Origin of the sequence: Pseudomonas entomophila (genome assembly GCF_013523125.1) — a bacterium.
In the GTDB taxonomy this organism is placed as follows: Bacteria; Pseudomonadota; Gammaproteobacteria; order Pseudomonadales; family Pseudomonadaceae; genus Aquipseudomonas; species Aquipseudomonas entomophila_B.
Genome location: NZ_JAAMQJ010000003.1, coordinates 121,933 through 141,221, shown reverse-complemented (window position 1 = coordinate 141,221; position 19,289 = coordinate 121,933). Strand labels below are relative to the sequence as shown.

At 64.9% G+C, this 19,289-nt stretch carries 18 protein-coding genes and 1 other RNA gene; 4 read left to right on the top strand and 15 right to left on the bottom strand.

Translation table 11 applies throughout. From position 1 onward, the window contains the following. Positions 1-4: 4 nt before the first annotated feature. From mraY to rsmI, 9 genes are all read right to left on the bottom strand, one after another. Positions 5-1,087 carry a phospho-N-acetylmuramoyl-pentapeptide-transferase gene (mraY, locus tag G7007_RS03230; RefSeq protein WP_181098994.1) on the bottom strand — a complete coding sequence of 361 codons (1,083 nt, stop codon included), beginning with the start codon at positions 1,085-1,087 and terminating at the stop codon, positions 5-7. Continuing rightward, entirely contained in the window at positions 1,087-2,454 is a 1,368-nt protein-coding gene (locus G7007_RS03225; protein ID WP_181098993.1) for a UDP-N-acetylmuramoyl-tripeptide--D-alanyl-D-alanine ligase, read from the bottom strand. Before G7007_RS03225 ends, mraY begins: the two co-directional genes overlap by 1 nt. After that, complete coding sequence (locus G7007_RS03220) at positions 2,451-3,935, bottom strand: UDP-N-acetylmuramoyl-L-alanyl-D-glutamate--2,6-diaminopimelate ligase (protein ID WP_181099055.1); 1,485 nt, start codon at positions 3,933-3,935, stop codon at positions 2,451-2,453. Before G7007_RS03220 ends, G7007_RS03225 begins: the two co-directional genes overlap by 4 nt. Next, positions 3,935-5,668 carry a peptidoglycan D,D-transpeptidase FtsI family protein gene (locus tag G7007_RS03215; RefSeq protein WP_181099054.1) on the bottom strand — a complete coding sequence of 578 codons (1,734 nt, stop codon included), beginning with the start codon at positions 5,666-5,668 and terminating at the stop codon, positions 3,935-3,937. Before G7007_RS03215 ends, G7007_RS03220 begins: the two co-directional genes overlap by 1 nt. Continuing rightward, entirely contained in the window at positions 5,668-5,961 is a 294-nt protein-coding gene (gene ftsL, locus G7007_RS03210) for a cell division protein FtsL (protein WP_060392667.1), read from the bottom strand. Before ftsL ends, G7007_RS03215 begins: the two co-directional genes overlap by 1 nt. Next, the gene (gene rsmH, locus G7007_RS03205) at positions 5,958-6,905 is read right to left on the bottom strand and encodes a 16S rRNA (cytosine(1402)-N(4))-methyltransferase RsmH (protein WP_375139472.1); all 948 of its coding nucleotides are present in this window, start codon (positions 6,903-6,905) and stop codon (positions 5,958-5,960) included. Before rsmH ends, ftsL begins: the two co-directional genes overlap by 4 nt. Further along, entirely contained in the window at positions 6,902-7,357 is a 456-nt protein-coding gene (mraZ, locus tag G7007_RS03200) for a division/cell wall cluster transcriptional repressor MraZ (protein ID WP_181098992.1), read from the bottom strand. Before mraZ ends, rsmH begins: the two co-directional genes overlap by 4 nt. Before the next feature lie 307 nt (positions 7,358-7,664). Beyond that, an RNA gene (gene rnpB, locus G7007_RS03195) (RNase P RNA component class A) lies at positions 7,665-8,024 on the bottom strand. 55 nt (positions 8,025-8,079) lie between these two features. Next, positions 8,080-8,955, bottom strand: coding sequence for a 16S rRNA (cytidine(1402)-2'-O)-methyltransferase (gene rsmI / locus G7007_RS03190; protein ID WP_181098991.1), 876 nt, complete (start codon positions 8,953-8,955; stop codon positions 8,080-8,082). Positions 8,956-9,145: 190 nt separating this feature from the next. On the opposite strand from rsmI, the gene G7007_RS03185 reads away from it, so the two are divergent. The 4 genes from G7007_RS03185 to G7007_RS03170 all read left to right on the top strand — a co-directional run bounded on the left by G7007_RS03185 (position 9,146) and on the right by G7007_RS03170 (position 12,603). Further along, complete coding sequence (locus G7007_RS03185) at positions 9,146-10,975, top strand: penicillin-binding protein activator (RefSeq protein ID WP_181098990.1); 1,830 nt, start codon at positions 9,146-9,148, stop codon at positions 10,973-10,975. Continuing rightward, positions 10,975-11,346 (top strand): YraN family protein, encoded by a 372-nt coding sequence (locus G7007_RS03180; RefSeq protein WP_181098989.1) that lies wholly within the window; start codon positions 10,975-10,977, stop codon positions 11,344-11,346. Before G7007_RS03185 ends, G7007_RS03180 begins: the two co-directional genes overlap by 1 nt. Positions 11,347-11,434: 88 nt before the next feature. Next, on the top strand, positions 11,435-12,028 hold the full coding sequence (locus G7007_RS03175; RefSeq protein WP_181098988.1) for a phosphoheptose isomerase: 594 nt from the start codon (positions 11,435-11,437) through the stop codon (positions 12,026-12,028). Beyond that, positions 12,025-12,603 (top strand): BON domain-containing protein, encoded by a 579-nt coding sequence (locus tag G7007_RS03170; RefSeq protein WP_181098987.1) that lies wholly within the window; start codon positions 12,025-12,027, stop codon positions 12,601-12,603. The genes G7007_RS03175 and G7007_RS03170 overlap by 4 nt, the downstream gene beginning before the upstream one ends. A 483-nt stretch (positions 12,604-13,086) precedes the next feature. Here the strand turns inward: G7007_RS03170 and G7007_RS03165 are convergent, their stop codons facing one another. From G7007_RS03165 to queA, 6 genes are all read right to left on the bottom strand, one after another. Further along, positions 13,087-13,635, bottom strand: a complete 549-nt coding sequence (locus G7007_RS03165; RefSeq protein ID WP_060392659.1) for a glycine zipper 2TM domain-containing protein — start codon at positions 13,633-13,635, stop codon at positions 13,087-13,089. 123 nt (positions 13,636-13,758) lie between these two features. After that, the gene (gene secF, locus G7007_RS03160) at positions 13,759-14,667 is read right to left on the bottom strand and encodes a protein translocase subunit SecF (protein ID WP_181098986.1); all 909 of its coding nucleotides are present in this window, start codon (positions 14,665-14,667) and stop codon (positions 13,759-13,761) included. Between the two features lie 9 nt (positions 14,668-14,676). Continuing rightward, on the bottom strand, positions 14,677-16,542 hold the full coding sequence (gene secD, locus G7007_RS03155; RefSeq protein ID WP_181098985.1) for a protein translocase subunit SecD: 1,866 nt from the start codon (positions 16,540-16,542) through the stop codon (positions 14,677-14,679). A 64-nt stretch (positions 16,543-16,606) separates the two neighbouring features. Next, positions 16,607-16,945 carry a preprotein translocase subunit YajC gene (gene yajC / locus G7007_RS03150; protein ID WP_060392656.1) on the bottom strand — a complete coding sequence of 113 codons (339 nt, stop codon included), beginning with the start codon at positions 16,943-16,945 and terminating at the stop codon, positions 16,607-16,609. Between the two features lie 64 nt (positions 16,946-17,009). Beyond that, positions 17,010-18,125 (bottom strand): tRNA guanosine(34) transglycosylase Tgt, encoded by a 1,116-nt coding sequence (gene tgt / locus G7007_RS03145; protein ID WP_172798486.1) that lies wholly within the window; start codon positions 18,123-18,125, stop codon positions 17,010-17,012. 14 nt (positions 18,126-18,139) lie between these two features. Beyond that, positions 18,140-19,189 (bottom strand): tRNA preQ1(34) S-adenosylmethionine ribosyltransferase-isomerase QueA, encoded by a 1,050-nt coding sequence (gene queA / locus G7007_RS03140; RefSeq protein WP_181098984.1) that lies wholly within the window; start codon positions 19,187-19,189, stop codon positions 18,140-18,142. Positions 19,190-19,289 lie beyond the last annotated feature (100 nt).

Genomic DNA, 19,289 nt, shown 5'->3' with positions numbered 1-19,289 from the left:
GCGACTACCTCAGTTTCAGGGTGGCAAGGCCGATGAGCACCAGGATCACCGTGATGATCCAGAAGCGCACGATCACGCGCGGCTCGGGCCAGCCCTTGAGTTCGAAATGGTGATGGATGGGCGCCATGCGGAAGACCCGCTTGCCGGTCAGCTTGAACGAAGCGACCTGGATGACCACCGACAGGGTCTCCATCACGAACACGCCGCCCATGATGAACAGCACGATTTCCTGACGGACGATGACCGCGATGGTGCCCAGGGCCGCGCCCAGCGCCAGGGCGCCGACGTCACCCATGAACACCTGGGCCGGGTAGGTGTTGAACCAGAGAAAGCCCAGGCCTGCCCCGATCAGCGCGCCGCAGAACACGATCAGCTCGCCGGCGCCTGGCACGTACGGGATGAGCAGGTATTCGGCGAATTTCACGTTGCCCGACAGGTAGCAGAAGATGCCTAGGGCACCCCCGACCATCACGGTCGGCATGATCGCCAGGCCATCGAGGCCGTCGGTGAGGTTGACCGCGTTGCTCGAGCCGACGATGACGAAGTAGGTCAGCACGATGAAGCCTGCGCCCAGGGGCAGGGTCAGGTCCTTGAACATCGGCACGATCAGCGTGGTCTCGACGCTGGTGGGCGCGGTCACGTAGAGAAAGACCGCAGCGCCCAGGCCGAACACCGACTGCCAGAAGTATTTCCAGCGGCTCGGCAGGCCACGGGAGTTCTTCTCGATCACCTTGCGGTAGTCGTCGACCCAGCCGATGGCGCCGAACAGCAGGGTGACGATCAGCACGACCCACACGTAGCGGTTGGTCAGGTCGGCCCACAGCAGCGTGCTGATGCCGATGGCGGACAGGATCAGGGCACCGCCCATGGTCGGCGTGCCGGACTTGGACAGGTGCGATTGCGGGCCGTCATTGCGAACGGCCTGGCCGATCTGGCGGGTCTGCAGCGTACGGATCATCCAGGGCCCCAGCCACAGTGCCAGCGACAAGGCGGTCAGGACGCCGAGAATCCCGCGCAGGGACAGGTACTGGAAGACCGCAAAGCCTTTGTAGAACTGTTGCAGGTACTCGGCCAACAGCAGCAGCATTAATGTTTCTCCCCGCCGGCACCGCACAATGCCGCCACGACGTGTTCCATCGCGGCGCTGCGTGAGCCTTTGATCAAAATGGTGGTGTCGCTGGCGTTCTCGGCGCGCACGGCGTCGATCAGCTCAGCCTGAGTGGCGAAATGGCGGCCGTCGGCCCCGAAGGCCTGCACGGCATGCCGCATGTCGACGCCCGTCGCATACAGCGCATCGACCTTGCCGCGGGCATACTCCCCGACCTCGCGGTGGCCTTGCTCGGCCCAGTCACCCAATTCGCCGATATTCCCCAGCACCAGGACGGTGCGGCCGGAAAAGCCGGCGAGTATATCAATCGCCGCGCACATGGAGGTGGGATTTGCGTTGTAGGTGTCGTCGATCACGCGCGCGCCGCTGGGCGTCACGTGCGCCACCGTGCGGCCCTTGACCGGCTGCAGTGCACCCAGCCCGGCGGCGATCGCGTCCAGCTCGACGTCCAGGGCATGGGCCGCGGCGGCGGCGGCCAAGGCATTGGCCACGTTGTGGGTGCCAAGCAGGTTGAGTTGCACGGCCACCGAACCCTCCGGGCCATGCAGCTGGAAGGACGGACAGCCACGGGTATCGTGGGCGATGTCCGAGGCATGGAAGCTGGCGTGCGGGTCACGCAGCGCGAAGGTGAGAATCGGACGACCCGCGGCGCGCTGTTGCCAGATTGGGAAGGCCTTGTCGTCCAGGTTGAGTACGGCGGTGCCGTCGGCTTCCAGGCCTTCGATGATCTCGCCCTTGGCCTCGACGATCTTGTCCGGACCGCCGAACTCGCCGACGTGGGCGGTCCCGGCGTTGTTGAGGATCGCCACTTGAGGTCGGGCCAGGCCCACGGTGTAGCGGATCTCGCCCAGCCGCGAGGCGCCCAGCTCGATCACCGCGGCAGTGTGCTCGCGGCCGATCTCCAGCAGGGTCAACGGCGCGCCCAGGTCGTTGTTGAGGTTGCCCCGGGTGGCCAGGACCGGCCCAGCGGTGCGCAGGATGCTGGCCAGCAGCTCCTTGACCGTGGTCTTGCCACTGGAGCCGGTGATCGCCACCACGGGCTTGTCGAAGGCCTCACGGTTGAGTGCGCCGAGTTGGCCGAGTGCCAGGCGCGTGTCGTCGACCAGCAACTGGGGCAGGTCGATGCCCGGCACTTCGCGCTGCACCAGGGCGGCAACCGCGCCCTTGCCCTGGACCTCGGCCAGGTAATCGTGGCCATCGAAACGCGGCCCACTCAAGGCCACGAACAGTTGGCCCTGGACAACGCTGCGGCTGTCGATGCTGACGCCGGTGAAGGTGGCGTCGCCCCCGACCAGACGGGCGTGCAGCGGTTCGACCAGTGTGCTCAGGGTGAAGGGGTGAATCATGGATGAGCCTCCCAGGCTGCCAGCGCCTTGTCGGCTTCGATCAGGTCGGAGAACGCGTGGCGTTGGCCTGCGATCTCCTGGTAGTCCTCATGGCCCTTGCCGGCCAGCACGACCACGTCATCGGCATGGGCGCTGGCGATCAACGAGGCGATGGCGTCGCCGCGACCGGCGACGAAGGTGACGTCGGCCGAGGCCGTGAACCCTGGGCGGATGTCGTCGAAAATCTGCTGCGGCGCCTCGCTGCGCGGGTTGTCGTCGGTCACCCACACCTGATCGGCCAGGCGCTCGGCCACTTCGGCCATCAACGGACGCTTGCCACGGTCGCGGTCGCCGCCGCAGCCGAACAGACACAACAGCCTGCCACGCGCATGGGGGCGCAAGGCGTCGAGGACCTTTTCCAGGGCGTCGGGGGTGTGGGCGTAATCGACCACCACCAGCGGTCGCTCGCCGCCGCCCAGGCGCTGCATGCGACCCAGCGGGCCCTGCAGTCGCGGCGTGACGGCCAGGATCTCGTCGAGCGTGTAGTCCAGTGCCAGCAGCGTGGCGACGGCGGCCAGCACGTTGCTCAGGTTGAATCGGCCCAGCAGCGGGCTGCGCAGCGTGCGCTCGCCCTGTGCGGTGACCAGCGTGGCGCGCACGCCTTCATCGCTGAACAGGGCCTCGCGTGCGTACAAGGACGCCTCGGGACGTACCAGGCTGTAGGTGATCAGGCGCGTTTCGACATGATCGCTGGCAGGACGCTGTGCGTAGGCCTGGCATAGCCGCTCGCCGAACGCATCGTCCAGGTTCACCACCTGGCTGCGCAGGCTCGGCCAGGCGAACAGTTTGGCCTTGGCCGCTTCGTAGGCCTGCATGCTGCCGTGGTAGTCGAGGTGGTCGCGCGACAGGTTGGTCAGCACGGCGACATCGAAGTCGACGGCCGCCACGCGGCCCTGCTCGAGCGCGTGGGACGACACTTCCATGGCCACGGCCTTGGCCCCAGCCTTTTTCAAGTCGTTGAGGGTCGATTGCACGGCGATCGGGTCGGGCGTGGTCAGGCGGCCGCTCTGCAAGGCGTCGTAGAAGCCGGTGCCCAAGGTGCCGATCAGCCCGCAGCGCTGCCCCAGCAGGTCCAGCGCCTGCGCCACCAGCTGGGTGACACTGGTCTTGCCGTTGGTCCCGGTCACGCCGATCATCGGCACCTGGCGGCTCGGCTCACCGTAGAAGTGGCCTGCCAGGCTCGACAGCTGGGCGATCAGGCCGCGCACTGGAATCAGGGGCACGTCGGTCAAGGGCAGCACGCTCGCCCCCTGCTCTTCGTAGGCCACGGCGGCAGCGCCGCGCGCCAGAGCGTCGGCGATGTGTGCTCGGCCATCGACCTTGGCCCCGGGCACCGCCAGGAACAGGTCGCCTGGGCGCACCTGCCGGCTGTCCAGGGTCAATTCACGGATCAGCGGATCGCGACTGGCCTGGGGAAACAGTTTGCTCAATGGCATCGTCATCATCCACGCCCTCCCTTGGCGGGGTCTGCGCTGGCCTGCTGCGGCTCGGTCGGCGCAGGCAGGTTGTCAGGCGGTACGTTCATCAGGCGCAGGGTGCCGGACATGACCTTGCTGAACACCGGGGCCGACACCAGGCCGCCGAAGTAGCCGCCCTTGCTCGGCTCGTCGATGACCACAACGACGGCGTAGCGCGGATCGCTCATCGGGCCGAACCCGGCGAACAGCGAGCGGTAGGCGTTTTCGGTGTAGCCCTTGGCGCCGACCGTCGCCTTACGCGCCGTACCACTCTTGCCGGCCACGTGATAGAACGGCACCTGGGCCCGGTAGACGCCACGTGGTGCTTCGATCACCTGCTGCAACATGCCCTGGATCGTCTCGGCCGTCTCTTTCGGCACGACCTGGGTCGACTCAGGCTCCTTGTCCACCTTGAGAATGCTCAGCGGCACCATCTTGCCGTCGTTGGCCAGGGCCGCATAGGCGTGCACCAGCTGCAACGCGGTCACCGAAAGGCCGTAGCCGTAGGACAAAGTCGCCGTCTCGGCCTTGCGCCATTCACGGTGGTTGGGCAGGTTGCCGACACGCTCGCCCGGGAAGCCCAGGCCGGTGTACTGACCCAGCCCCAGCTGCGACATCACCCGGTAGATGGCTTCGCCGCCGATGTCGAAGGCGACCTTGCTCATGCCCACGTTACTGGAGTTGATCAGGATGCCGGTCAGGTCGAGGACCGGGCCCTCGCTGCGCGACACGTCCTTGATGGTGTAGCGGCCGATCTGCAGGCTGCCGGGGTAGACCTCGACCTTGTCGGTCGGCTTCCAGCGGCCGCTTTCCAGCGCGGCGCTCATCGACAGCGGCTTGACCGTCGAGCCGGGCTCGAACACGTCGATGATGGCCCGGTTGCGCATCGCGGCGGGGAACATGCTGCGGCGGTTGTTGGGGTTGTAAGTCGGCTGGTTGACCATGGCCAGGACTTCGCCGGTCTTGACGTCCATGATCACCAGGCTGCCGGCCTTGGCTTCCTGCTCGGCGATCGCGTTGCGCAGCTCGCGGGTGGCCAGGTATTGCAGGCGCAGGTCGATCGACAGCTCCAGGGTCTTGCCGGCCTTGGCGTTTTTGGTGACCTGGATGTCCTTGATCAGGCGACCGCGACGGTCCTTGATCACCTGGCGCTTGCCCGGCACGCCGGCCAGCCATTCGTCGTAGGCCAGTTCGACGCCTTCGCGACCGTGGTCGTCCAGGTCGGTGAAGCCGACCATGTGCGCCGTCACGTCGCCCGCCGGGTAGAAGCGGCGGAACTCCTCCATGCCGTAGACGCCCGGCACCTTGAGGTCGACCACCTGCTGGCCTTGCTCGGGCGTGAGGCCGCGCACCAGGTAGATGAACTCCTTGTTGGCCAGGTGCGTCAGGCGCTCGGTCAGCTGTCGCGGATCCTGCCCCAGCGCACGGGCCAGTTCCGGCCAACGGTCCTTGGAGGCCTGCATTTCCTTGGGGTTGGCCCACAAGGTGGTCACCGGAGTACTGACCGCCAGCGGTTCGCCGTTGCGGTCGGTGATCAGACCACGGTGCGCAGGGATCGGAATGTGGCGCAGGCTGCGGGCATCACCCTGCCCCTTGAGGAAGTCGCGGTCGACCACCTGCAGGTCGATAATGCGCCAGGCGATGGCACCGACCATCAGCGCCAGCAGGGCGATGACCACACGGAAACGCCAGGGATACAGTGCGCCTTCGAGCTTCATCATGGCGCGATCATCCGGATTTCGTCCGCCGCAGGCACGCGCATCTTGAGCTGCTCGGTCGCCAGGCTTTCGATGCGGCTATGGGCAGTCCAGGTGCTCTGTTCGAGGATCAGGCGGCCCCATTCGGCCTGCGCCTTGTCGCGCTCGTTGAGCTCGCCATAGAGGGTATTGAGCAATTGGCGGTTCCAGTGCGCACTGTAGGACACGGCGATGGCCGAGACCAGCACGCCGATGAACATCAGCAGCATGAGAAAGCTCCCACCGGGCAGCGGCTTGGCGAACAGACGGCTCACCTGAGCTTCTCCGCCACGCGCATGACGGCGCTGCGTGCCCGTGGGTTGGCCTTGAGCTCGGCCTCGGAGGCGAACTGGGCCTTGCCATGGACCTTGATGAAGGGCTGGAACGGCTCATGGCGCACAGGCAGGTTGCGCGGCAGGTTGTCGGCCTCGCCCTTGGCCAGCTTGCGCATGAACAGTTTGACGATACGGTCTTCCAGGGAGTGAAAGCTGATGACCACCAGGCGACCGCCCACTTCCAAGGCATCCAGCGCGGCCTGCAGGCCGGCCTCGAGGTCGCCCAGTTCGTTGTTGACGTGGATGCGCAACCCCTGGAACGCACGGGTCGCCGGGTTCTTGCCCTTCTCCCAAGCCGGGTTGGCGACCTTGATCACGTCGGCCAGGTCGCTGGTGCGGGTGAACGGGGTCTGCTCGCGGCGCTCGACCACGGCCCGGGCCATGCGCTTGGCGAAGCGCTCTTCGCCGTACTCCTTGAACACCCGGGCGATTTCTTCTTCCGGCGCGCTGGCGATGAACTGTGCGGCGCTCTGGCCACGTTCGGGGTCCATGCGCATGTCCAGGGGGCCATCGTTCATGAAGCTGAAGCCGCGCTCGGGGTCGTCCAGCTGGGGCGAGGACACGCCCAGGTCGAGCAGCACGCCGTTGACCTTGCCCGCCAGATCACGCGCGGCCAGCTCCTGGCCCATCTCGGCAAAACTGCGCTGCACAATGACAAAGCGGCCGTCTTCGGCCGCCAGCGCTTGCCCCGTGGCAATCGCTTGTGGGTCTTTGTCGAAGCCCAGTAGTCGGCCCTGTGGCCCCAGTCGTTCGAGGATCAGACGGCTATGCCCACCGCGGCCGAAAGTACCGTCGAGGTAGCAGCCATCGGCACGTAGGGCCAGGGCATCGACAGCCTCGTTGAGCAGCACGGTGATATGGTTGAAGCCGCTATCTATGGTCACAGGATCAGATCACGCAAATCATCGGGCATGGCGCCCGGTTGTCGAATAGCTGCAAGGTCGGCGGCCGAGACGGTGTCCCAGGCCTCTTCATCCCACAGCTGGAATTTATTCAGTTGCCCTACCAGCATGGCCTTGCGGTCGAGCCGCGCGTACTCACGCAGTCGGAGTGGCACCAGAAAGCGCCCACTGCCATCGAGCTCAAGATCCACCGCATTGCCGATCAGCAGACGCTGAAGGCGACGGTTCTCTTCGCGCAAGGAAGGCAACGCGCGCAACTTGGCTTCGATATGCTCCCACTCGTCGAGCGGGTACACGCACAGGCAGGGGTCGGAGGCATCGATCGTCACGATCAGCTGACCAGCACACCGCGAATCCAGCTCGTCGCGATACCGACTCGGCATGGCGAGCCTGCCTTTTGCGTCGAGGCTGATGGCATTGGCTCCGCGAAACACGGCTGCGATTCCCTACATTGTGAGCTGGATGATGGCAAAAAAACCCACTTCATCCCACTTTTCGCCACTCGCGCACACTATAGGAATCCGCTCGCCGCACCGTCAAGGCACGTTCATAAGGAAATCCTTTACGGGGCCAAGATTTAGCGTCGCAAACGATCGAAGGACAGGGCTTTTGAAGACGAATCGAAGAGCGATTGGCTGCCCTTTCAAGGACTTGGGCGACAATGCTGAGGCACTGCATCAGGAGTAAGATTTTTTCATCTTACCCAGGACCGCTCGGCGGGCACTGGCCGAGGGAAAAGAGGTGGAGAGTCGATCTGTAAGCCGGGTTTTGTCGAGGACAGTCATTCCTCTACGACGGCCATCACTGGACGCCTCTAGCAACCTACCCGGTTCCAACGCGGGCCGCGCCATATGGAACCCTATTTGGTCTTGCTCCGAGTGGGGTTTACCTAGCCACGCACTGTTGCCAGACGTGCGGTGCGCTCTTACCGCACCTTTTCACCCTTACCGGCGCCGAAGCGCTTAGGCGGTTGTTTTCTGTGGCACTTTCCGTAGGCTCGCGCCTCCCAGGCGTTACCTGGCACTCTGCCCTATGGAGCCCGGACTTTCCTCCCCCAGCCTTCGCGGAACGAATGCTGGCAGCGACTGTCCAATCGACTCTCCGCCGACAAGGGTACCGACAGACGCCACGCGGGACAAGCGCTAGATGCGTCGGATCAGTCGCCCTTCTGTTTTTCCAGCGCTGCCTGGTACAGCAGGTTCTTGCGCACACCGGTGATTTCCGCCGCCAGGGCGGCTGCGCGCTTGAGCGGCATTTCCGCCAGCAGCAGGTCGAGCACGCGCAGGGCCTGGGTGCTGACGGCCTGATCGTCCTCCGGTGCGCTCCAACCCGCCACCAGCACCACGCACTCGCCGCGCTGCTGATTGCTGTCATTTTCCACGAAGGCGCTCAACTCGGCCAACGGCAGCCCCTTGAGGGTCTCGAAGGTCTTGGTCAGTTCGCGGGCCAGCACGGCCGGACGCTCGTCGCCGAACACGGCCTGCATGTCCTGCAGGCACTCCAGGATGCGATGGGGCGCTTCGTAGAAGATCAGGGTGCGCGGCTCTTCCTTGACCTGTTCGAGCCTGGCACGCCGCCCCACGGCCTTGGCCGGCAGAAACCCTTCGAACATGAAGCGATCGGACGGCAGCCCGGCGGCCGACAACGCGGCGATCAACGCACAGGCACCCGGCACCGGCACCACGGCGATGCCGGCCGCGCGTGCCTGGCGTACCAGGTGATAACCCGGATCGGAGATCAGCGGTGTGCCGGCATCGGACACCAGGGCCACGTCGTCGCCGGCCAGCAGGCGAGCGATGAAACGGCTGCCTTCATCTCGCTCGTTGTGCTCGTGGCAGGGCGCCAGCGGTGTCTGGATGCCGAAATGCTGCAGCAGGCGTACCGAATGACGCGTGTCCTCGGCGGCAATCAGCTTCACCGCACCCAGGATCTTCAGCGCGCGCGCGCTGATGTCGTCCAGGTTGCCGATCGGCGTGGCGACGACGTACAACGTCCCGGTCGTGGATTTCGAAGCGCCTGGAACCTCTGTCACTGCGTACACCTGTCTTGATTCGAATCGAAAGCGCCATTGTAGCCCGACCGTCGGTCACAAGGCGCAAACATCTTTGCCCGCCGACGGGCGCATACCGCCTATATTGGAGGATCCACGTCAGCGACATCGCACCCCGGCCACGGCTTGGGTACAATCGTCGACCTATTTGATCAGGTAACAGGACCTTTCCATGATCGCTTGCCTGCGGCTGCTTGCAGCCCTCTGTTTCGCTGCCTTGCTGGCAGCCTGCGCCAGCTCGCCCTCGTCCCGCCTGGGCGAGCTGCCGCGCACCCCGGATGCCAGCATCGAGCAACTGCTCGAACAGGCGGCTGCAAGCCAGTCGCCGGAAGAAGCTGCCCTGTTGCGCCTGAGCGCGGCCGATCAAGCCTATCGCCAGAAAGACTATCCGCGCGCCACGCACATCCTCGAGCAGGTGAAGCTCGACTCGCTCAAGCCGGCCCAGCAGGTCTTCGCCAGCGCCCTGTCGGCGGAGCTGGCCATGAGCCGCAACCAGCCCAAGGCCGCGGTCGACGCCCTGTCGCACCCGAGCCTGCAGTACGTCGGTCAGTTGCCGCCCGAGCTGCAGGTACGTACGTACAGCGTTCATGCGGCTGCTCTGGAAGCCGATGGCCAACCGCTCGAGGCCGCCCGCCAGCGCACGCTGCTGGCGCCCCTGCTGAGCGAGCCGGCGCAAGCGGCCAAGAACCAGGAAGCCCTTTGGACGCTGGTCGCCGCCCTGCCCACCGAACAACTGGAAGGCGCCAGCCAGGGCACCGACGACCTGGCGGGCTGGGCCAGCTTGGCCCTGGCGGTCAAGCGCGCCGGCACGCTGGAAACCCAGCAGGCCGCGATCGACGCCTGGCGCGCGAAGTATCCGAACCATCCTGCCGCCCGCCAACTGCCTGAATCCCTGGCCAAGCTGCGCGAACTGGCCAACCAGCCGCTGACCAGCATCGCCTTGCTGCTGCCCCAGGAAGGTCCCCTGGCCAACGTGGCCAAGGCCCTGCGCGACGGCTTCATGGCCGCGCACTTCCAGGCCACCCAGGCCGGTCAGCCCGCGCCGAAGATCCAGGTGTTCGACAGCTCGCGCATCACCTCGCTGGACGACTTCTACCGTGACGCCCAGGCTGCCGGTATTCAGCTGGTGGTCGGCCCGCTGGAGAAGCCGCTGGTCAAGAAGCTGGCCGACTACCCGCAACTGCCGATCACCACGCTGGCCCTGAACTACGCCGACGCCGGCCAGAAAGCGCCCGCCCAGCTGTTCCAGTTCGGCCTGGCGGCCGAAGACGAGGCCCGTGAAGTCTCCCGCCGCGCCCATGCCGATGGTCGAGTGCGCGCCGTGGCGCTGGTGCCGAGCGGTGAATGGGGCGATCGTGTGCTCAAGGCCTTCCGCCAGGACTGGGAAGCCCGTGGCGGTACCTTGCTGGCCGCCGACCACATCGCCCAGCCCGTGGCCCTGGCCCAACAGATCGCCGACCTGCTGCAACTACGCCAAAGCGAAGGCCGTGCCAAGAGCCTGCAAAGCGCCGTCGGCGGCGATGTCGCCGCCCAGCCGGCACGCCGTCAGGACATCGACTTCCTGTTCCTGGCCGCGACACCGCAACAGGCCCAGCAGATCAAGCCGACCCTGAACTTCCAGTACGCTGGCAACCTGCCGGTGTATGCCACTTCCAACCTGTACAGCGCCAGCGGTGACGTCAACCAGTACAACGACCTGAACGGCGTCGTGTTCTGCGAGACCCCATGGCTGCTCGATACCAGCAACGGCAATGCGCTGCGTCAGCAGGTGGTTCAGCAGTGGCCGCAAGCGGCAGGCAGCCTGGGCCGCCTGTACGCCATGGGCGCCGATGCCTACGCCCTGGCGCCGCGCCTGGGGCAGCTCAAGGCTTTGCCTGACAACCGCATCGATGGCCTGTCCGGCAGCCTGAGCGTCAACCAGAACCAGCGTGTGGAGCGTCAGTTGCCCTGGGCGCAGTTCACCGGAGGCCAGGTTCAACGTCTGCCGGACACCCCACGCTGATGCCCGTGTCGTCCCCCACGTCGCAAGGCCAGCTGGCTGAACGCCAGGCCCTGGCCTTTCTCCAGGCGCAGGGCCTGCAGTTGCTGGCACAGAACTGGCGCTGTCGGGGTGGCGAGCTCGATCTGGTCATGCTCGACCGCGATACAGTAGTATTCGTCGAAGTCCGCTACCGCTTGCACGCGGACTTCGGCGGCGCCCTGGGCAGCATCGATGGGCGCAAGCAGAAGCGACTGGCGCTGGCCGCCAGCCACTTCCTGCACCAGGCACCTCGCTGGGCCAGCTACCCCTGCCGGTTCGACGTGGTCGCCCTGCAGGGCAGCCATCATGCCGGCCAACCGCTTCAATGGCTGAAAAACGCCTTCGAATGCTGAATCCGTTCTATCACTCTGCTCCGTGTTTCGCGGGCTGGTCTCGTGGTGCGCGCCGCGCCGGCCACCGCCCCCTTTAAGGTCTCACCAGATGGACATGCAATCCCGAATTCGCCGGCTGTTCCAGGCCAGCATCGACACCAAGCAACAGGCGATGGACATCCTGGCACCGCACATCGAGCTGGCCAGCGAAGTCATGGTCAACGCCCTGCTCAACGAGGGCAAGATGCTCGCCTGTGGCAATGGCGGTTCTGCCAGCGATGCCCAGCACTTCTCGTCCGAGCTGCTCAACCGCTTCGAGCGCGAACGTCCAAGCCTGCCGGCGATCGCCCTGACCACCGACAGCGCCACACTGACCTCGATCGCCAACGACTACAGCTACAACGAGATCTTCTCCAAGCAGATCCGCGCGCTGGGTCAGCCTGGCGACGTCTTGCTGGCGATCTCCACCAGCGGCAACTCCGCCAACATCATTCAGGCGATCCAGGCGGCACATGATCGCGAAATGATTGTCGTAGCCATGACCGGACGCGACGGTGGCGGCATGGCCTCGCTGCTGTTGCCCGAGGACGTCGAGATCCGCGTGCCCTCGACGGTCACCGCACGTATCCAGGAAGTCCACCTGCTGACGATCCATTGCCTGTGCGATCTGATCGACAGCCAACTGTTCGGGAGTGAAGAATGAGCCCACGACGTTTCGGCCTGATGACCTTGACCCTTTGCCTGAGCCTCTCGGGCTGCAGCTCGGTCATCAACACTGCACGGGAAAAGCCGATCGAGGACGATCGCAGCACCCGCACCCTGGGAAGCAAGATCGACGACTCGCTGATCGAGACCAAGGTCGAGGTGAACATCGCCAAGGCCAGCCCTGACCTGGACAACAACTCGCACATCGTCGTCAGCAGCTACAACGGCGTGGTGCTGCTCGCCGGCCAGACGCCGCGGGCCGACCTCAAGAGCCTGGCCGAGCAGACCGCTGGCCAGGTCCAGCGGGTCAAGAAAGTACACAACGAGCTGCAAGTGATGCAGCCCTCCTCCCTCCTGGCGCGCAACAACGACGCCTGGCTGACCACCAAGATGAAGGCTCAGCTGCTGGGCAATGCCGACGTCCGCAGTTCGCGAATCAAGGTGATCACCGAGAACGGTATCGTCTATCTGCTGGGGCTGGTGAGCCAGCAGGAAGCCAACCAGGCGACCGCTGTGGTCCAGGGCGTGGCCGGTGTGCAGAAGATCGTGAAATTGTTCGAGTACATCGACTGATGAGGCGGGCGCTCACCTAGGACGCCTGAAGAAATGATTTCATGGGCCCTGCGGGCCCAGCATGCCTTGCATGGCTGATCTTATGGGTCCTGCGGACCCAATCGCGGCACAGGGGCTCACACAGACTGCTTGCGAGCCATGCCTACACCGACAAGTTGCAGAGAGCTGGGTGGGAGCTGGCTTGCCAGCGATAGGGCCCTGTCAGGCGCCGCCTGCATCGCGGGCAAGCCCGCCCACACAGATTGCTTGCGCAGCCATATCTACATCGACAAGTTGCAGAGAGCTGGGTGGGAGCTGGCTTGCCAGCGATAGGGCCCTGTCAGGCGCCGCCTGCATCGCGGGCAAGCCCGCCCCACAGATTGCTTGCGCAGCCATATCTACATCGACAAGTTGCAGAAATCTGGATGGGAGCTGGCTTGCCAGCGATGAGGCCCTGTCGGGGCTGCTCCTGCACGCGCAAGCCTGCCTCGTATCAGCCCCGACTCACTGCCCGGTCCGCGCCTCGCTTAGCACCAACCGACCGTTGTCATCCAGCGGGATGGTCGAGCCTGGGTCACGGTCCATCTTCACCTGCCCGGCCTTGTCGCCAATCGAATACTTCACGTTGTACCCCACCACCTCTTCGCTCACGTCATTGACCGTGTTGCAGCGCGTCTGCGTGGTGGTGTAGGTGTCGCCGTTCTGCATGTGCTCCTGCACCTTGTTACCTGCGTAACCGCCACCCACGGCACCCGCCACGGTGGCGATCTTTTTGCCGGTACCGCCGCCGATCTGGTTGCCCAGTAGGCCACCGGCCACAGCGCCCAACACGCTCCCTGCGATCTGATGCTGGTCCTGAACCGGCCGCTGGCGCGTGACGGTCACGTCCTTGCACACCTGGCGAGGGGTCTTGATGGTTTTCTTGATCGGCTGAACGTCGGTCACCTGGGCATACTCAGGCCCCTTGTTGACCAAGCTGTAGGTGGCGAATGCACCTCCGGCAGTCACTGCGACAGCACCCAGGACCGCACCCACGAGCATTGATTTGTTCACCTGAACCTCCTGATCTTGTCTGCGGGTCCGCGCCCGCGCTCTTCCCGGCCTTGGAGCGAAAAAAAAGGCGCGAGTTCAATGCTCGCGCCTTCTTCGTGTCCGCCCAGGGGCGTCAGGGCAGGATCATGGACGGTCGTCCACACCCTCGGCCTTGACCGGCGGAATCAGGTCTTCGCTGTTCAGGTTCAGCCAGATCAGCACCACGTTGGCGATGTAGATCGACGAGTAGGTACCGGCCAGAACACCGATGAACAGGGCCAGCGAGAAGCCGAACAGGTTGTCGCCGCCGAAGAACAGCAAGGCGGCGATGGCCAGCAAGGTCGACACTGAGGTGGCGATGGTGCGCAGCAGCGTCTGGGTGGTAGAGACGTTGATGTTCTCGATCAGCGAGGCCTTGCGCATGACGCGGAAGTTCTCGCGCACACGGTCGAAGACCACGATGGTGTCGTTGAGCGAGTAGCCGATGATCGCCAGTACCGCCGCGAGCACCGTCAGGTCGAAGGTGATCTGGAAGAACGACAGGATCCCCAGGGTCACCACCACGTCGTGGATCAGCGAGATGATCGCGCCGACCGCGAACTTCCACTGGAAGCGGAAGGCCAGGTAGATGAGGATGCCACCCAGGGCCAGCAGCATGCCCAGACCGCCCTGGTCACGCAGCTCCTCGCCCACCTGCGGGCCGACGAACTCGACGCGCTTGACCACGGCCGGGTTGTCGCCGCCGACCTGTTGCAGGGCCTGTGCGACCTTGGTGCCCAGTTGCGGGTCATCGCCCGGCATGCGCACCAGCAGGTCGGTGGTGGCACCGAAGCTCTGCACGACCGCTTCGTGGAAGCCCGACTTGGACAGCTCGTCACGCACCGTCTGCAAGTTCGCCGGGCGCTCGTAGGTCAGCTCGATCAGGGTACCGCCGGTGAAGTCCAGGCCGAAGTTCAGGCCCTTCTGCCACCAGCTGAACAAGGCCAGCACGGTGAGCAGCACGGTAATGGCGAACGCGACGTTGCGTACGCCCATGAAGTTGATGGTTTTCATGGCAGCCCCTTAAACCCACAGCTTCTTGATGTCACGCCCGCCGCAGGTCAGGTTGACCATGGCACGGGTCACCATGATGGCGGTGAACATCGAGGTGAAAATCCCGAGGGACATGGTGACCGCGAAGCCCTTGACCGGCCCTGTGCCCATGGCGAACAGGATGCCGCCGACCAGCAGGCTGGTCAGGTTGGCGTCGATGATCGCGGTGTAGGCGCGGTTGAAGCCTTCATGGATGGCGCGTTGCGCCGACATGCCCGCCTTCAGCTCTTCGCGAATCCGCGAGAAGATCAGCACGTTGGCGTCGACCGCCATGCCCATGGTCAGCACGATACCGGCGATGCCTGGCAGCGTCAGGGTCGCGCCGAGCAGCGACATCAGCGCCAGCAGCAGGACCATGTTGCCCGCCAGGGCGATGGTGGCGATCACGCCGAAGCCGCGGTAGATGGCGATGATGAACAGCGAGACGAACAGCATGCCCCACAGCGACGCATCGATACCCTTGGTGATGTTGTCGGCACCCAGGCTCGGGCCGATGGTGCGCTCTTCGGCGAAGTACATCGGTGCGGCCAGGCCACCGGCACGCAGCAGCAGGGCCAGTTCGGACGATTCGCCCTGGCCGTTGAGGCCGGTGATGCGGAACTGGCTGCCCAGAGCGGACTGGATGGTCGCCAGGCTGATGATCTTCTTCTCTTCCTGGAAGGTCTGCACCGCGACGTCCTTCTCGACGCCGTCGACGACTTTCTTCTCGTAGCGAGTGACCGGCTTCTGCTCGATGAAGATCACCGCCATGCTGCGACCGACGTTGGTGCGCGTGGCACGGTTCATCAGTTCGCCGCCATGGCCGTCCAGACGGATGTTGACCTGCGGGCGACCGTGCTCGTCGTAGCCCGCCTGGGCATCGGTCACCTGGTCACCGGTGATGATCAGGCCACGCTCGACGGCAGCGGAACGACCGCCATCACGGAACTCGAAGACCTCGGTGGTCGCGCGCGAGGCACCGGGTTCGGCGCCGAAGCGGAACTCCAGGTTGGCGGTCTTGCCGAGGATACGCTTGGCTTCGGCCGTGTCCTGCACGCCCGGCAGCTCGACCACGATGCGGTTGGCGCCTTGGCGCTGCACCAGTGGCTCGGCGACGCCCAGCTCGTTGACACGGTTGCGCACGGTGGTGAGGTTCTGCTTGACCGCATAGTCACGAATCTCGGTGACCTTGGCCTGGGTCAGGGCCAGGCGCAGGACCGCCAGATCGTTGCGCTCATTGGTGGTCAGGTCGAAATCGTTGAAATTCTTGCGCACCAGGCTGCGGGCCTGTTCGCGGGTCGCATCGTCGGCGAAGCCGAGCATGATCGCGCCGTCCTGCTGTGGCAGGCTGCGGTAACGGATGCGTTCTTTGCGCAGCAAGGTCTTGACCTCGCCTTCGTACACTTTCATGCGCGCGCTCATGGCCTTGTCCATGTCCACTTCCAGCAGGAAGTGCACGCCACCGGACAGGTCCAGGCCGAGCTTCATGGGGCTGGCGCCGAGGTTGCGCAGCCATTGCGGGGTGGTCGGAGCCAGGTTCAGCGCCACCACGTAGTCATCGCCCAGCACCTTGCGGACTACGTCCTTGGCAGGCAGCTGGTCTTCCTGGTTGGCCAGACGCAACAGCGCGCCCTTGCCCTGCTCGCCCAGGTTGGTGCCCTTGACGGTGATGCCGGCATCGGTCAAGGCCTTGCTGGCACGGTCGAGATCGGCCTGGTTGATCTGCAGCGCCGTACTGGCACCGCTGATCTGCACCGCCGGATCGTCCGGATAGAGGTTGGGAGCGGAATAAATGAAGCCGACCGCCAGTACCAGCACGATCAGTGCGTATTTCCACAGAGGGTATTTGTTGAGCATCACGCCGCCCGTTCAAGACGCGGGGCGCGTTGCGCGCCCCGACTGGAAAAATAAAACCGGTAACTCAGATAGCCTTGAGCGTACCTTTCGGCAGGGTCGCCGCCACGGCGCCCTTCTGGAACTTCAGTTCGACGTTGTCGGACACTTCCAGCACCACGAAGTCGTCGGCGACCTTGACGATCTTGCCGGCGATGCCACCGGTGGTCACCACTTCGTCGCCCTTCTGCAAGGCACCGAGCAGGTTCTTCTGCTCCTTGGCACGCTTGGCCTGCGGACGCCAGATCATCAGGTAGAAGATGACCAGGAAACCGACCAGGAAGATCCACTCGAAGCCGGTACCGGCAGGGCCTGCGGCAGCAGCAGGGGCAGCATCCGCATAGGCGGCTGGAATCAGAAAGCTCATTTGACACTCCGGTTGTTAACTCGTGATCGCGACGTCATCGTCTGCGATGTCACAGGAAGGACAGTCACGCCAAAGGCGGCACGGGAAGCCCGCGTTTGGCATAGAAGGCGTCGACGAAGGCGGCCAATTTACCCTGTTGAATAGCCTCGCGCAAACCAGCCATCAGGCGCTGGTAATGGCGCAAGTTGTGAATGGTATTCAACATGCTGCTCAGCATTTCACCGCACTTGTCCAAGTGGTGCAGATAGGCGCGGGAGAAGTGCGTGCAGGTGTAGCAGTCGCAGGTCGGATCCAGCGGCGAATCATCGTGGCGATGGAACGCGTTGCGGATCTTGATCACCCCGGTGTCGATGAACAGATGGCCGTTGCGCGCATTGCGCGTCGGCATCACGCAGTCGAACATGTCGACGCCGCGGCGCACACCCTCGACCAGATCTTCCGGTTTGCCTACCCCCATAAGGTAACGAGGTTTGTCAGCCGGCATCTGCCCCGGCAGGTAGTCCAGCACCTTGATCATCTCGTGCTTGGGCTCGCCCACCGACAGGCCGCCGATCGCCAGGCCGTCGAAGCCGATCTTGTCCAGGCCTTCCAGCGAGCGCATGCGCAAGTCTTCGTGCATGCCACCCTGGACGATGCCGAACAGCGCAGCGGTGTTGTCGCCATGGGCGTTCTTCGAGCGTTGCGCCCAACGCAGCGACAGCTCCATCGAGGTGCGCGCGACGTCCGGCTCGGCCGGGTACGGGGTGCACTCGTCGAAGATCATCACGATGTCCGAGTCCAGGTCGCGCTGGACCTGCATCGACTCCTCCGGACCCATGAACACCTTGGAGCCGTCGACCGGCGAGGCGAAGGTGACGCCCTCCTCCTTGATCTTGCGCATGGCGCCCAGGCTGAACACCTGGAAGCCGCCGGAGTCGGTGAGGATCGGGCCTTTCCATTGCATGAAGTCGTGCAGGCCGCCGTGCTTCTTGATCACTTCGGTGCCCGGGCGCAGCCACAGGTGGAAGGTGTTGCCCAGGATGATCTCCGCGCCGATGGCCTCGATGTCCCGCGGCAGCATGCCCTTGACCGTGCCATAGGTGCCCACCGGCATGAACGCCGGGGTCTCCACGGTGCCACGGGGGAAGGTCAGCCGGCCGCGACGGGCCTTGCCGTCGGTGGCCAGCAGTTCGAAGGACATACGACAGGTGCGACTCATGCTTGATCCTCTGGGCCGCGTGGCGCGGGATTGCGGGTGATGAACATGGCATCACCGTAACTGAAGAAGCGGTACCCCTGCTCCACCGCCGCGGCATAGGCGGCCATGGTCTGCGGGTAACCGGCGAAGGCCGAGACCAGCATCAGCAGCGTGGACTCCGGCAGGTGGAAGTTGGTGACCAGGGCGTCGACCACGTGGAAGGGCCGGCCGGGGTACAGGAAGATGTCGGTGTCGCCACTGAAGGCCTTGAGCTCGCCATCACGCGCCGCGCTCTCCAGCGAGCGCACGCTGGTGGTGCCCACGGCGACCACGCGCCCGCCGCGGGCACGGCAGGCCTGCACCGCGTCGACCACGTCCTGGCTGACCTCCAGCCACTCCTTGTGCATGTGGTGGTCTTCGATGCGATCGACCCGCACCGGCTGGAAGGTGCCAGCTCCGACGTGCAAGGTCACGAAGGCCTGCTCGACACCCTTGGCGGCGATCTTGGCCAGCAGCGCCTCGTCGAAGTGCAGGCCTGCCGTGGGCGCCGCCACCGCCCCGGCGCGCTCGGCGTAGACGGTCTGGTAACGCTCACGGTCGGCGCCCTCGTCCGGGCGGTCGATGTAGGGCGGCAGCGGCATGTGCCCGACGCGTTCGAGCAGCGGCAGCACCTCTTCGCTGAAGCGCAGCTCGAACAGGGTCTCGTGGCGCGCGACCATCTCGGCCTCGCCGCCGCCGTCGATGAGCAGCACGGTACCAGCCTTGGGCGCCTTGCTGGCGCGCACGTGGGCCAGCACCCGGTGACTGTCGAGCACGCGCTCGACCAGCACCTCGAGCTTGCCGCCGGAGGCCTTCTGGCCGAACAGCCGCGCCGGGATCACCCGGGTGTTGTTGAACACCATCAGGTCACCGGGCTGCAGGTACTCCAGCAGGTCGGTGAACTGCCGGTGCGCCAGCGCCCCGCTCGGCCCATCCAGGACCAGCAGACGACTGCCATGGCGCTCAGCCAGCGGATGGCGGGCGATCAGGGAATCAGGGAGTTCGAAAGAAAAATCGGCGACGCGCATGATGATGTTCGGTTCGACAGGGCCGGGAAGTTTAGCCCAACGCGTGAAAATTCACCATGAAAGCCGATTGACCGGCTCTTGGCGCCTCTCTATACTGCGC

Excerpts from the sequence above, each read along its gene's own strand:
- tgt (WP_172798486.1), bottom strand. The coding sequence starts at position 18,125 with ATGTCCTTCGAACTGCTGGCCACCGACGGCAAGGCCCGTCGCGGCCGG.
- G7007_RS03180 (WP_181098989.1), top strand. The coding sequence starts at position 10,975 with ATGCCCGTGTCGTCCCCCACGTCGCAAGGCCAGCTGGCTGAACGCCAG.
- G7007_RS03185 (WP_181098990.1), top strand. The coding sequence starts at position 9,146 with ATGATCGCTTGCCTGCGGCTGCTTGCAGCCCTCTGTTTCGCTGCCTTG.
- G7007_RS03215 (WP_181099054.1), bottom strand. The coding sequence starts at position 5,668 with ATGAAGCTCGAAGGCGCACTGTATCCCTGGCGTTTCCGTGTGGTCATC.
- yajC (WP_060392656.1), bottom strand. The coding sequence starts at position 16,945 with ATGAGCTTTCTGATTCCAGCCGCCTATGCGGATGCTGCCCCTGCTGCT.
- G7007_RS03170 (WP_181098987.1), top strand. The coding sequence starts at position 12,025 with ATGAGCCCACGACGTTTCGGCCTGATGACCTTGACCCTTTGCCTGAGC.
- secF (WP_181098986.1), bottom strand. The coding sequence starts at position 14,667 with ATGAAAACCATCAACTTCATGGGCGTACGCAACGTCGCGTTCGCCATT.
- secD (WP_181098985.1), bottom strand. The coding sequence starts at position 16,542 with ATGCTCAACAAATACCCTCTGTGGAAATACGCACTGATCGTGCTGGTA.
- G7007_RS03220 (WP_181099055.1), bottom strand. The coding sequence starts at position 3,935 with ATGACGATGCCATTGAGCAAACTGTTTCCCCAGGCCAGTCGCGATCCG.
- G7007_RS03225 (WP_181098993.1), bottom strand. The coding sequence starts at position 2,454 with ATGATTCACCCCTTCACCCTGAGCACACTGGTCGAACCGCTGCACGCC.
- mraY (WP_181098994.1), bottom strand. The coding sequence starts at position 1,087 with ATGCTGCTGCTGTTGGCCGAGTACCTGCAACAGTTCTACAAAGGCTTT.
- G7007_RS03175 (WP_181098988.1), top strand. The coding sequence starts at position 11,435 with ATGGACATGCAATCCCGAATTCGCCGGCTGTTCCAGGCCAGCATCGAC.
- queA (WP_181098984.1), bottom strand. The coding sequence starts at position 19,189 with ATGCGCGTCGCCGATTTTTCTTTCGAACTCCCTGATTCCCTGATCGCC.